The organism is Miniimonas arenae (genome assembly GCF_006351005.1).
In the GTDB taxonomy this organism is placed as follows: domain Bacteria; phylum Actinomycetota; class Actinomycetes; order Actinomycetales; family Beutenbergiaceae; genus Miniimonas; species Miniimonas arenae.
Genome location: NZ_VENP01000070.1, coordinates 1 through 12929, shown reverse-complemented (window position 1 = coordinate 12929; position 12929 = coordinate 1). Strand labels below are relative to the sequence as shown.

General features: G+C 71.5%; 8 protein-coding genes. 3 read left to right on the top strand and 5 right to left on the bottom strand.

Annotation, left to right across the window (positions count from 1 at the left end):
* Positions 1-146: 146 nt before the first annotated feature.
* The 4 genes from FH969_RS13555 to ftsE all read right to left on the bottom strand — a co-directional run bounded on the left by FH969_RS13555 (position 147) and on the right by ftsE (position 4148).
* On the bottom strand, positions 147-836 hold the full coding sequence (locus tag FH969_RS13555) for a DUF6882 domain-containing protein (protein ID WP_108719457.1): 690 nt from the start codon (positions 834-836) through the stop codon (positions 147-149).
* Positions 837-895: 59 nt separating this feature from the next.
* Positions 896-2311: a M23 family metallopeptidase gene (locus FH969_RS13550; protein ID WP_108719456.1), complete on the bottom strand. Its 1416-nt coding sequence runs from the start codon at positions 2309-2311 to the stop codon at positions 896-898.
* A gap of 143 nt (positions 2312-2454) precedes the next feature.
* The gene (gene ftsX, locus FH969_RS13545; RefSeq protein WP_218975323.1) at positions 2455-3378 is read right to left on the bottom strand and encodes a permease-like cell division protein FtsX; all 924 of its coding nucleotides are present in this window, start codon (positions 3376-3378) and stop codon (positions 2455-2457) included.
* Complete coding sequence (gene ftsE, locus FH969_RS13540) at positions 3375-4148, bottom strand: cell division ATP-binding protein FtsE (RefSeq protein ID WP_108719455.1); 774 nt, start codon at positions 4146-4148, stop codon at positions 3375-3377. Before ftsE ends, ftsX begins: the two co-directional genes overlap by 4 nt.
* 277 nt (positions 4149-4425) lie before the next feature.
* Here ftsE and FH969_RS13535 point away from each other — a divergent pair, with 277 nt between their 5' ends.
* Positions 4426-5847, top strand: coding sequence for an IS1380 family transposase (locus FH969_RS13535; RefSeq protein WP_139987662.1), 1422 nt, complete (start codon positions 4426-4428; stop codon positions 5845-5847).
* 309 nt (positions 5848-6156) lie between these two features.
* On the opposite strand, the gene ppdK is transcribed toward FH969_RS13535, so the two are convergent.
* Complete coding sequence (ppdK, locus tag FH969_RS13530; RefSeq protein ID WP_108719454.1) at positions 6157-8907, bottom strand: pyruvate, phosphate dikinase; 2751 nt, start codon at positions 8905-8907, stop codon at positions 6157-6159.
* 253 nt (positions 8908-9160) lie between these two features.
* Between ppdK and FH969_RS13525 the strand changes: the two genes are divergently transcribed.
* Positions 9161-11704: a sodium-translocating pyrophosphatase gene (locus FH969_RS13525; RefSeq protein ID WP_139987660.1), complete on the top strand. Its 2544-nt coding sequence runs from the start codon at positions 9161-9163 to the stop codon at positions 11702-11704.
* Positions 11704-12783 carry a glycosyltransferase family protein gene (locus FH969_RS13520; protein WP_199916480.1) on the top strand — a complete coding sequence of 360 codons (1080 nt, stop codon included), beginning with the start codon at positions 11704-11706 and terminating at the stop codon, positions 12781-12783. The genes FH969_RS13525 and FH969_RS13520 overlap by 1 nt, the downstream gene beginning before the upstream one ends.
* The last annotated feature ends 146 nt before the right edge of the window (positions 12784-12929 follow it).

The following is a 12929-nucleotide window of genomic DNA, read 5'->3' as shown; positions in this document are numbered from 1 at the left end:
CCCCCCGTCCGCGAGGTGATCTTGGTCCTTTCGCGAGGTGATCTTGGTCCTTTCGCGAGGTGATCTCGGACGCCGGCGAGGTGCTCCGGACGACGAACATCACCTCGCGAAAGGACGGAAAGTACCTCGCGAACGGGGGGGCGGGGTCAGGCGGGGCGGAGGTCGCCGTCGAGCCCGCTGATGCGGCCCGAGTCGTCGAAGGTGACGGCGATGTCGCCGTCAGGCATCCGGAGCGTCGTGCCGTCCCAGGCGACGCCGCGCAGCGTCGCGTAGCTCGCGACCGCGCGGCGCTGGTCGGCGATGGACGTGGTGGTGAGCGCCTCGCTGAGCACGCGCACCGTCCGAAGCGCGCTGGGCGCCGGCAGCCGCAGCCCGTCCAGCAGCATCCAGACGCGCGTGCCGCCGCCGACCTCACCGCTGTAGGCGAACCAGCGCCCCGACGCGACGCGCGCGGCCAACGACAGGTCGTAGGCGAGCGCCATGCCGGGCCCCTGGCCGTAGTCCTCGTCGCCGAACGGCAGCTCCGCGCTCGTCAGCTCGGGGATGCGGTACTGCTCGCCGAGCGCACGCGTCCGGTTCGCGGAGTCCAGGACGGCGTCGGAGAACCCGGTCGGGTTCGCCCACCCCCACAGCCAGGACTGCGGCCCGGGTGCGGCGCTGCCGAGGAGCTGGACCCCGAACGTCGCCGGCTGCTCGCCGGCGAACGTGAACGTCCCGGCGACCAGGTCGACGTTCCAGCCCTCGTGCTCGCCGTAGGTCTCCAGCAGGTGGGTCTGCGCCTCGTGGGCGAGGAACGCCGCGTCGGCGATGAGGGCGGACAGTCCGGGCGAGCGCATGGGAACTCCTCGGGTCGGGGACGTGCCGGTGAGACTACGCCGATCGACCCCCAGGGCCGTCAGTTCGAGCGGTTCCAGCCGGACAGGCTCTCGGGGTTGATCGGCGTCCCGTTCTTCCACACCTCGATGTGCACGTGGCACCCGGTCACGGCGCCGGTCATGCCGGTGTAGCCGATCACCTGACCCTGCGACACCTGCTGCCCGACGCTCACGGCGAACCGGGACAGATGGTTGTACACCGTGACCCAGGACGCGCCGTCGACGACGCCGTGGTCGATGAGGACCTGGTTGCCGTGCGTGCCGTTGCCGGCCGCGTTGCGCACCCCGACCACGGTGCCGCCCCCGGAGGCGTACTGGGGGTTGCCGCACGCGGACCGGATGTCGGTGCCGTTGTGCATGTACCGGCCGCCGGTGATCGGGTAGATGCGCATGCCGAACGGCGACGTCACGTAGAACGGCGCCGCGACCGGCGGCGTGAGGAACCCGGTCGACGCGGGCGCGGAGCCGGAGCTCGACCCGCCCGAGGACCCGCCGGACGACCCACCGCCGGACGACCCTCCCCCGGACTGCGCCTGCTGCTGGGCCTGCGCCTGCCGCGCTGCCTCGTCCGCCTGCCGCTGCCGCTCGGCCTCCTCGGCCTGGCGCTGCCGCTCGGCAGCCTGCTGGTTGGCGATGCCCTGGATCTGGTTGGCCAGGTCGGCGTCGTCGGCGGCGATCTCGGACTGCTGGGACTCGATCTGCGCCTTGTAGCCCTCGAGCTCGGTGGCTTTGGTCGCGCGCTCGGCGCGCATGTCCTCGAGCTCGTCGCGGCGGTCCTGCGCGGTCTGACGTGCCGCGTCCGCCGTCACCACCGCCGCGTCGGCCTCCACCTTGAGCTCGGCGATCCGGTCGTTCACGGCGTCGAGCCGCGCCTGCTGGTTGCGCTGGCTCGCCGCGTTCGTCTCGAGGTCGTCCAGCACCTGGCCCTGCGTCCGCATCGCCGAGCTCATCGCGGACGCGCGCTCGGTGAACTCCTCGGGCGTGCTCGCGTCAACCACGACGGCGAGCGTCGACAAGCCTTCCGACCCGCGGTAGGTGGAGCGCGCCAGCTCGCCGATGTCGTCCTGGGTCTTCGCGATCTCCTCGTCGGAGGCGGCGAGGTCGGCCGTGAGCGTGTCGGCCTCGCTCTGCGCGACGGCGAGCCGGTCGTTCACCGACTCCTGCTCGCGCTCGGCGGCGGCGAGATCCTCCTCGGCCTGCGCGAGCTCGGCCTCCGCGATCGGGATCTCGCCGTCGAGCCGCGCGATGTCGAGGTAGACGTTCTGCAGGTCCGCGCTCGTGCCCTCGAGCGCGGAGGACAGCTGCTCCTGCTGCGCCGCGTTGTCCTGGCGCTGCTGCTCGAGCTGCTGGCGCTGGTTCTCCAGGTCGGCGAGCTGGTCACCGCGGGCCGCGCCGCCGACGGCGAGCATCGCCAGCAGCGTCGCGACCGCCGCCACGCGGCGGCGCACGGTCGCCCGCCGACGCCGGCGGCGCAGCGCAGCCGCTGCCGCCAACTGCGCACCCGCCGCCTCAGCCGCACCGGCCCCGGCCCCGGCCCCGGCCGCCACTCTCCTCGAATGCTCTCGCACGTTCACCGCTCCTAGACCTTGGTGTACCGGGACAGGCTCACGAGCGAGCTCACGGCGGCGATCCCGATGCCGATCGCCGCGAGCACGGGCGCGATGAGCCACACGTCCGCCGTCGTGATGTAGTCGTTGATGAAGCCGACCTCCGAGGCCAGCCAGTCCTCCACCCCGTACCGCACGGCGGCCCACAGCGCGCCGGTCGCCAGGCCCGCGCCGAGCAGCGCGGCGAGCGCGCCCTCGAGCATGAACGGCAGCTGGATGAAGAAGTTGGACGCGCCCACCAGGCGCATGATCTCGGTCTCCCGGCGTCTGCTCATGGCCGAGAGCCGGATCGTGGTGGTGATGAGCAGCACGGCCGTCACCGTCATCACCACGGCGAGCCCCGCCGACAGCACGGTCGCCCGGTTCATCACCATGAAGATCGGCTCGAGGATCTTGCGCTGGTCCTGGACGTACTCCACCCCGGTGCGACCGGACACCTCATCACTCACGATGTCGATCTGGGTGGGGTCGGTGAGCTTGACGCGGAAGGAGACCTGCAGCTGGTCGACGTCGAGGCGCTGGAACCAGTCCTGGTCGGCGAACTGCTCCTTCATCGCGTCGTAGGCCTCCTGCTTGGTCTCGAAGAAGACCTCCTGGACGTACGGCTCCATCGACGGGGACTCCAGCAGCGCGCGGATCGCGTCGATCTGCTCCTGGGTCGCCTCGCCGCCCGCGCACGTGTCCACGGTGGGCCGGCCGTTCGGGCACATGAAGATCGACAGCTCGACGCGGTCGTACCACTCGCCCTTCATCTTGCCGATCTGCATCTGCAGCAGCGACGCGGAGCCGACGAACGTGAGCGACACGAACGTCACGAGCACCACCGACACGGCCATCGAGAGGTTGCGCCGCAGGCCCTGGCCGATCTCGCCCAGGACGAACCGCAGCCGGCTCACGAGGCGGCCTCCGCCGTCGGGCCGTGCTCGCCGTCGCCGTCGGACCCGGCGCGCACGCGGTCGGGGTCCTCGCCCTCGGCGATGTGCACCTTCTCGTAGGCACCCGAGGCCTCGTCGCGCACGACCTCGCCGTCCACGAGCTGCACCACGCGCTTGCGCATCTGGTTGACGATGACCTCGTCGTGCGTGGCCATCACCACGGTGGTCCCGGTGCGGTTGATGCGCTCCAGAAGCGTCATGATTCCGGCGGACGTGGTCGGGTCGAGGTTGCCGGTGGGCTCGTCCGCGAGGAGGATCGCCGGCCGGTTGACGATGGCGCGCGCGATCGCGACGCGCTGCTGCTCACCGCCGGACAGCTCGTGCGGCATCCGCCGCTCCTTGCCCGCGAGCTTGACGAGCTCGAGCACCTCGGGCACGTCGCGCGCGATCGCGTGCTGCGGCTTGCCGATCACCTGCTGCGCGAACGCGACGTTGTCGAACACCGTCTTGTTCGGCAGCAGGCGGAAGTCCTGGAACACCACGCCGATCTGCCGACGCAGCGAGGGCACCTTCCACTGCGAGAGCGCGGTGATCTCGCGGCCGGCCACGTACACGCGGCCGGACGTCGCGGACTCCTCGCGCAGCACGAGGCGCAGGAAGGTCGACTTGCCGGAGCCGGAGGCGCCGACGAGGAAGAGGAACTCGCCGCGCTCCACCTCGAGGGACACGCGGTCCAGCGCCGGCCGGGCGCCTCGGGTGTACACCTTCGAGACTCGGTCGAGGCGGATCATGCGTCACTCACGATCGGTCACTCACTCACGTACTCGCTCACTCACCAGGGGTCGGGGTCGCTGGGGTGCGTGGCCCGTGCGCGCCTGGGGGCGGCGCGGCGGGCAGTCCTGGCCTTCGCCACCATAGGCACGCTCACCTGCCCGTCAGGGGCGCGCCACGCCGTTAGCCTCGTGATTTCATCGGGGTAGGGCGTGGGAGACAGTGAAAGTGCTCCTGACCTGGGATGATGGGTGTTGCGAGGCAACCATCTGAACCAGTTCGAGGAGCACCTTCAGGGTGAACGGTACCTGCCCCTATCCGAGTGTTCGAGTCGGTGTCGCGCCCGTAGCTGCGGTCGGGTCTGCTGGTGGTGTCCTGTTGACGGAGGTCGTGGCGCTCAGCGGTCTGACTTCAGCGCTCTCGCGGGGACTGGAGCGGTGGCGCAAGCCGACCGCTCGACACGATCCGGCGAAGGTGTTGACCGACCTCGCGTTGACCCTGGCCCTGGGTGGGGACTGCCTGGCCGATGCGGCCCTGCTGCGCAGCGAACCCGAGGTGTTCGGATCTGTGGGTTCGGAGGCGACGGTCTCGCGCACCATCACCGCCCTGGCCGCTGACGCCAGCCGGGTCCTGTCCGTGATCGCGAGGGTACGCAGAGACGTTCGTTCCCGGGTCTGGGGGCTCGCGGGTAAGGCATCCCCACTGGCCGGGGCGAGCGAGGACATGCCGTTGGTGATCGACATGGACGCCACGATCGTCATCGCCCACAGCGAGAAGGAAGCCGCGGCGCCCACGTTCAAGAAGACCTTCGGCCACCATCCGTTGCTGGCGTTCCTCGACCACGGCCCCGGCGGGGGTGGGGAGCTCCTCGCAGGGCTGCTGCGGCCAGGCAACGCGGGCTCGAACACCGCCGCCGATCACATCGAGGTCACCCGCCAGGCCCTCGCGGGGATTCTGGGCATCAACCCCTCTCGGCCGGGCAGGAAGATCCTGATCCGCACCGACGGGGCCGGCGCGAGCCGGGAGTTCTTGACGTTCCTGACCAGGCGGGGTCTGGCCTACTCGATCGGATGGACTCTCCCATGGGCGCAGATGAGCGAGATCTACCAGGCCGTCACCACCGCTGATGGGTGGACACCCGCTCTCACCGCTGCGGGCGAGGTCAACGAGCACGCCGACATCGCCGACATCACCGACCTGCTGACCCAGTGCGGGCACCTGCAGGGCTGGCCAGCCGGGATGCGAATCATCGTGCGCCGGGAGCGGCCCCACCCCGGCGCCCGCGTCGCCCAGGACCGCCTCGACGACGCCGACGGCTACCGCCTCACCGCGTTCGCGACCAACGCCCGCCGCGGGCAGCTCCAAACGTTGGAGCTGCGCCACCGCCAGCGAGCCCGCTGCGAGGACCGCATCCGGTGCGCCAAGGACACCGGCCTACGCAACCTCCCCTTGAAGACCCTCGCCCAGAACCAGATCTGGCTCCAGGTCGTTGCTCTCGCGGGTGACCTCCTGGCGTGGCTCGGCCTCCTCGGACTCAGGGACGACGCCAGCCGGCGATGGGAACCGAAACGGCTACGGCTGCGCTTGTTCAGCGCTCCCGCCGTGATCGCCCGTCACGCCCGCCGGGTACTCCTGCACGTCAAGGAGACCTACCACTGGGCCACCCTCGTGCTCGCCGCGCACCAACGCCTCAGAGCCCTGACCACCGCCCCGACCTGAACCCAGGCACCCTGACCACCCACGACCCAAGGAACGACCCGGCCGGAACCGGCGCCCACCGCAGCGACACGCGGCCCACTGTCACACCCACACGCCAGAATCGCGCCCACAAACCGCCAACGACGCCGACGACCTCGACAACCCGGCCCGATGAAAGATCGAGGTTAGGTACCGGTCTCACAGGTCGGGACGCACGACGGCGAGCCAACCTCGCGAGGGCACGCTCGCCGTCGCGCACGGTCGCGCACGCACGAGGTCCGCACCCCCGCGGACGGGGGTGCGGACCTCACGACTCGGGCGGGATAGCGCTCAGCGCGAGTCGCTGTGCCCCACGGCGGAGATCGCGGCGCGGCCCGCCTCGAGCCGCGCGACCGGGACCCGGAACGGCGAGCAGGAGACGTAGTCGAGGCCGACGGAGTGGAAGAAGTGGATCGACTCCGGGTCGCCGCCGTGCTCACCGCACACGCCGATCGGCAGGTCCGGCTTCACGGCGCGCGCGTCGGTCACCGCGATGTCGACGAGCCGCCCGACCCCGCGCAGGTCCAGCGACTCGAACGGCGAGACCGTGAGGACACCGTTGGCGGTGTACTGCGCGAAGAACGCGCCCTCGACGTCGTCGCGGGAGAAGCCCCACGTGGTCTGCGTGAGGTCGTTGGTGCCGAAGGAGAAGAAGTCCGCCGCCTCGGCGATCCGCTCCGCGGTGAGGGCGGCGCGGGGCAGCTCGATCATCACGCCGACCGGGATCTCGCAGGCCGCGCCGCGCTCGGCGGAGACCTCGGCCATGATCGCGGTGGCGACGTCGCGCACGAGGTGCAGCTCCATCACGGACGCCACGAGCGGCACCATGATCTCCGGCCGCGGATCCTTGCCCTTCGCCCGCAGGTCCGCCCACGCCTCGCAGACCGCGCGGATCTGCAGCCCGAACAGGCCCGGCACCACGAGCCCGAGGCGCACGCCGCGCAGGCCGAGCATCGGGTTGGCCTCGTGCATGCGCCGCACCGCGGCGAGCACCTCGAGGTCGTGGGAGTGCTCGGGGCTGCTCTCCCCGCGCTCCTCCGCGAGCGCCACCCGCACCGACAGCTCGGTGAGGTCGGGCAGGAACTCGTGCAGCGGCGGGTCGATGAGCCGGATGGTGGACGTGAGGCCGTCCATCTCCTGCAACAGCTCGGTGAAGTCCTGGCGCTGCAGCGGCAGGAGCTCGGCCAGGGCGGCGTCGCGCTCGGCGTCGTCGCGGGCGAGGATGATCCGCTCCACCAGCACGCGGCGCTCGCCGAGGAACATGTGCTCGGTGCGCGCCAGGCCGATGCCCTCGGCGCCGAGCGCGCGGGCGCGGTGGGCGTCCTCGCCGGTGTCGGCGTTGGCCTTGACCCGCAGGCGGCGCGCCTCGTCGGCGTGCCGGAGCAGGCGGTCGACGGCGAGCACCAGCGCCTGCAGCGACTCCGCGGCGTCCCCCTCGCCGGCGTCCGCGAGCGCCGCGTCGACGCCGTCGGTGAGGTAGGTCGTCACGGGCGAGGGGACCACCGGGACCGCGCCGAGGAAGACCTCGCCGGTCGCGCCGTCGATCGCGACGACGTCGCCCTCGACGACCTCGACCACGCCCGACGCGGTGTCGACCGTCATCCGCCGGGCCGCCGGGTCGACGTCGAGCGCCTCGGCGCCGACGACGCAGGTCAGGCCCATGCCGCGGGCCACCACGGCCGCGTGCGAGGTCTTCCCGCCGCGCGCCGTGAGCACGCCGACGGCCGCGATCATGCCCTGCAGGTCGTCGGGGTTGGTCTCGCGGCGCACGAGGATGACGTCCTCGCCGCGCTCGGCCCAGTCGTGCGCGGTCTGGGAGTCGAACACGCAGCGTCCGACGGCGGCACCCGGCGACGCGGCCATCGCGCGCGTGAGCAGGGTCGCCTTGGCCGCGGCCTTGCGGTCGAACTGGGGGAACATGAGCTGGCTGAGCTGGTCGCCCGAGACGCGCATGAGCGCCTCGTCCAGGGTGATGAGGTGCTCGGCCTCGAGCTCGGCGGCGATCCGGAACGCGGCGGGCGCCGTGCGCTTGCCGACGCGCGTCTGGAGCATCCAGAGCTTGCCCTCCTCGACCGTGAACTCGACGTCGCACAGGTCGCGGTAGTGCATCTCCAGGCGCCGCATCACGCCGCGCAGCTCGTTGTAGACGTCGGGGTCGACCTCCTCCAGCGCCGCGAGAGGCAGCGTGTTGCGGATGCCCGCGACGACGTCCTCGCCCTGGGCGTTGCGCAGGTAGTCCCCGTAGTCGCCGGGCTGGCCGGTCGCAGGGTCGCGGGTGAACGCCACACCCGTGCCCGAGCGGTCGCCGAGGTTGCCGAACACCATGGTGCAGACGTTGACGGCGGTGCCGATGTCGTGCGGGATGCGCTCGCGCCGACGGTAGAGGCGTGCGCGCTCGGTGTTCCACGACTCCAGCACGGCAACGATCGCGAGGTCGAGCTGCTCGCGCGGGTGCTGCGGGAAGTCGCGCCCGGTCTGCTCGCGGACGATCTCCTTGAACCGCACGGTGAGCGCACGCAACGCGTCGGCGTCGAGGTCGGTGTCCGACGCCGCGCCAGCGGCGGCCTTGGCCGCGTCCAGCTCCTCGGCGAAGACGTCGCCCTCGATGCCGAGGACGGTCTTGCCGAACATCTGCACGAGGCGGCGGTAGGAGTCCCACGCGAAGCGCTCGTCGCCGGCCTGCTCGGCCAACCCCTGCACCGAGGCGTCGTTGAGGCCGATGTTGAGGACGGTCTCCATCATCCCCGGCATCGAGAACTTCGCCCCTGAGCGCACCGAGACGAGCAGCGGCTCGTGGAAGTCCCCGAGCCGCCGGTTCATGGTGTCCTCGAGGCGACGGATCGCCTGGGTCACCTCCACGCGTAGGTCGGTGGGCACCTTGCCGGTGCGCAGGTAGTACCGACACGCGTCGGTGGTGATCGTGAAGCCCGGCGGCACGGGCAGCCCGAGTCTCGTCATCTCGGCGAGATTCGCGCCCTTCCCGCCGAGAAGGTCCTTCTGGGCCATGGACCCGTCCGCGAAGTCCTGCACGTACGTCGACACGAGCGACCTCCCTGTCACCGACCGACCCGCACCGGAGCGGAGCGCGCCGGCGCAGTACCCGAAGCCACACTGCCCCGAACGGTCCCACACTCCCACCGCGGGCCACAGCCCCCGGGGGACCAACGGCCCAGGTGATCCCGCTCACACCCGCCTAGCGTCGATCCCGGGTGGCGTCGGCGCGGCCCCCGGCCGCGAGCGTCACCTCGGGACGGGCGTACCCGCCCCGACCTGCGACGGTGCGGAGCGCGAAGCGATGGACGGATCCCACGGCGGCGAGGCCAACCTCGTCCTGCCGGACCTCGGCGGAGTCGAGCTGATGGGGGGTGTCCCCGGGCGGCTCGCGCTCGCCGTCGCGCTGGTGCTGTGCCTGGCCGGCCTGGCGTTCGGCGCGGTGGTGCTCGCCCAGCTGCGCCGCCTGCCGGTGCACCGCTCGATGGGCGAGGTCGCCGACCTCATCTACGCCACCTGCCGCACCTACCTGCTGCGCCAGGGCCGGTTCCTCCTGCTGCTGTGGGTCTTCATCGCAACCGTGATCGTGGCCTACTACGGGGCGCTGATGTCGCTCGGCGCGGCGCGGGTGCTCGTCGTCGTCGGGTTCAGCCTGCTCGGCATGGCCGGCTCCTACGCCGTGGCGTGGTTCGGCATCCGCGTCAACACCTACGCCAACGCACGCACCGCGTACGCGGCGCTGGACGGCAAGCCGCTCCCCCTGCACCGCATCCCGCTGCGCGCCGGAATGTCGATCGGCATGGTGCTCATCAGCCTCGAGCTCGCGCTCATGCTCGTCATCCTGCTGTTCCTGCCGCCCGAGGTGGCGGGCGCGTGCTTCATCGGGTTCGCCGTCGGGGAGTCCCTCGGGGCTGCGGCGCTGCGGATCGCGGGCGGCATCTTCACCAAGATCGCCGACATCGGCTCCGACCTCATGAAGATCGTGCTCAAGATCAAGGAGGACGACGCCCGCAACCCGGGCGTCATCGCCGACTGCACGGGAGACAACGCGGGCGACTCCGTGGGCCCGTCCGCGGACGGCTTCGAGACGTACGGCGTGACCGGCGTCGCGCTCATCACCTTCATCCTGCTCGGGGTGCACGAGCCGGCCGTCCAGGCGACGCTGCTCGTCTGGGTGTTCGTGGTGCGCGCCGTCATGCTCGTGGCCTCGGCGGTGAGCTACACCGTCAACGACTGGTGGGTCTCGCGCCGCTACGCGGCGGCCGTGCGGATGGACTTCGAGAAGCCGCTCACCTCGCTCGTGTGGCTCACGTCGGTGGTCTCGATCGTCCTCACGTTCGCCACGAGCTGGGCGTGCCTGGCCTCGCTCGACGGCGCGGCGCCCGGCACCTGGTGGCACCTCGCCACGATCGTCTCGTGCGGCACACTCGCCGGCGCGCTCATCCCCGAGCTGGTCAAGGTCTTCACCTCGACGTCCTCCCGGCACGTGCGCGAGGTGGTCCGCTCCTCCCGCGCCGGCGGCGCGTCCCTCACGATCCTGTCCGGTCAGGTCGCGGGCAGCTTCTCCGCCTACTGGCTCGGCATCGTGATCGTCGCGCTCATGGCGGTCGGGTACGGCGTGTCCACGCTCGGCCTCGACGCGCTCATGGTGGCCCCCGCGGTCTTCGCGTTCGGCCTCGTGGCGTTCGGGTTCCTCGGGATGGGCCCGGTGACGATCGCGGTGGACTCCTACGGGCCCGTCACCGACAACGCGCAGAGCGTGTACGAGCTGTCGCTGATCGAGGAGATCGACGGGATCGAGGACGAGCTGCGGGCCGCGGGCGTCGACGTGCAGTGGGACCGTGCCAAGCAGATGCTCGAGGAGAACGACGGCGCGGGCAACACCTTCAAGGCCACCGCGAAGCCCGTGCTCATCGGCACCGCGGTGGTCGGCGCGACCACGATGATCTTCTCGATCGTCATGGCGCTGACCTCGGGGCTCACGGAGAACATGGCCAACCTCTCGCTGCTGCACCCGCCGTTCCTGCTCGGCCTCATCACCGGCGGCGCGATGATCTTCTGGTTCACGGGCGCCTCGATCCAGGCCGTCACGACGGGTGCGCACCGCGCCGTGGAGTTCATCCGCGACACGATCCGGCTCGACGGGTCCTCGCGTGCCAGCACCGAGGACTCGCGCCGCGTGGTCGACATCTGCACGCAGTACGCACAGCGCGGCATGCTCACGATCTTCCTCGCGGTGTTCTTCGCGACGCTCGGCTTCGCCTTCGTGGAGCCCTACTTCTTCATCGGCTACCTCGTCTCGATCGCGGTGTTCGGCCTGTACCAGGCGATCTCGATGGCCAACGCGGGCGGCGCGTGGGACAACGCGAAGAAGGTCGTCGAGGTCGACCTGCACGCGAAGGGCACCGCGCTGCACGACGCCACGATCATCGGCGACACGGTCGGCGACCCCTACAAGGACACCTCCTCGGTGGCCCTCAACCCCGTCATCAAGTTCACGACGCTGTTCGGGCTGCTCGCCGTCGAGCTCGCGGTCTCGCTCCAGGGCGACGGCCTCGGCGTGCTCGTGCACGTGCTCGCCGCGGTGTTCGTCCTCGCGTCGATGGTGTTCGTGTACCGGTCCTTCTACGCGATGCGGATCGGGACGTCGCTCACCGACGAGGACGACGAGGACGGCGCGGGGGCGTTCGGCGCCCTCGCGGGCGAGACGCGCGACGGCGAGCGCCCGTTCGCGGGCGAGGTCCGCCCGGGCGAGGGGCGCGCGGAGGTGGGCTCGCCGTCGGGCACGGTCTCGACCGGCGACGACGTCACCGGCAGCCTCACGGGGACGATCGAACGGAGCCGGTGATGGACCTGCGGATCGCGGTCAAGTACGACGCGGTGGAGATCGCGGACTCGCGTGTGGCCGGGCACGACTCGGCCGCGACGCTCGTGCGACGGATCCTGCGCGTGTTCCCCGGCTCGGCCGTGATCGGCGCGGGGCCGCGCCGGTGCGACGGGTTCGACCTGCTGCCGCTGGAGTTCTGCGACCCGGCGAGCACGCTGGTGGTGAACATGGACGTGCTCGACTCGCTCGAGGTGTGGCGGACGCTGCGGCGCTCGGCCGGGCCCGACGCGCCGGACCCGCACGTCATGAACTTCCTGTGGTGGCCGCCGAGCACGCTGCAGCATGCGGTGGACCGGGCGGCGCTGGCGCTCTCGTGCGCGCTGGTGCCGACGTTCGCGGACTCCGAGCGCACGGCGCACGAGGTGTCGGAGGTCGTGGCGCGCTGGACGGTGGCGCCGCTCGCCGAGCGCGCGCGGATCGGCTGGGTCAACCTCGGCTTCCGGCTGGACCACGTGCAGCCGCGCGCCGACGCCGGCGGTGCGCCGGTCGTGCTGTACCCGGCTACGTCGCTGTCCGAGCGCAAGCGGCCCGACCTGTTCCTCGACGTCGTCGAGCGCGTGCACGAGCAGGTGCCGATCCGGGTGGAGGCGCGGCTCGTGGAGTCGCACCTCATCCGCGACCTGGCGCTGCGGATGTCGCGGCGCAGCTGGATGTGGGTCGGGCCGCTGACCGCGACGCGCGAGGACTACTGGGGCGCGCTCGCCCGCACGACGGCGTTCCTCGCCACCGCGAGCGAGGAGTCCTACGGGATGGAGTACGTCGAGGCGCTGGCCGCGGGTGCGGTCGGGGTGTTCCCGGACCTGCCGTGGGTGCACGCGCTGCTGCCGGCCGGGTACCCGCTGCTGTACCGCACGCGCGACGAGGCGGTGGCGCTGCTGCGGCGCGCGGTGACCGAGGCGGACGTCTGCCGGCGCGAGGTGGATCTCGCGGTCGGCGGGTCGCTGTCGGCGGTGCTGCGGACCGAGCACAGCGACGCGGTGTTCGACCGGGCGCTGCGGGCGCGGGTCACGGAGTGGTTCGGGTCGCCGGCGCGCGTCTGACGCGCTCCGCCCCGTCCCGCCCCGTTCGCGAGAGGATCTCCGCCCCGTTCGCGAGAGGATCTCCGTCCTTTCGCGAGAGGAAGTCCGTCCTTTCGCGAGAGGAAGTCCGTCCTTTCGCGAGAGGAAGTCCGTCCTTTCGCGAGAGG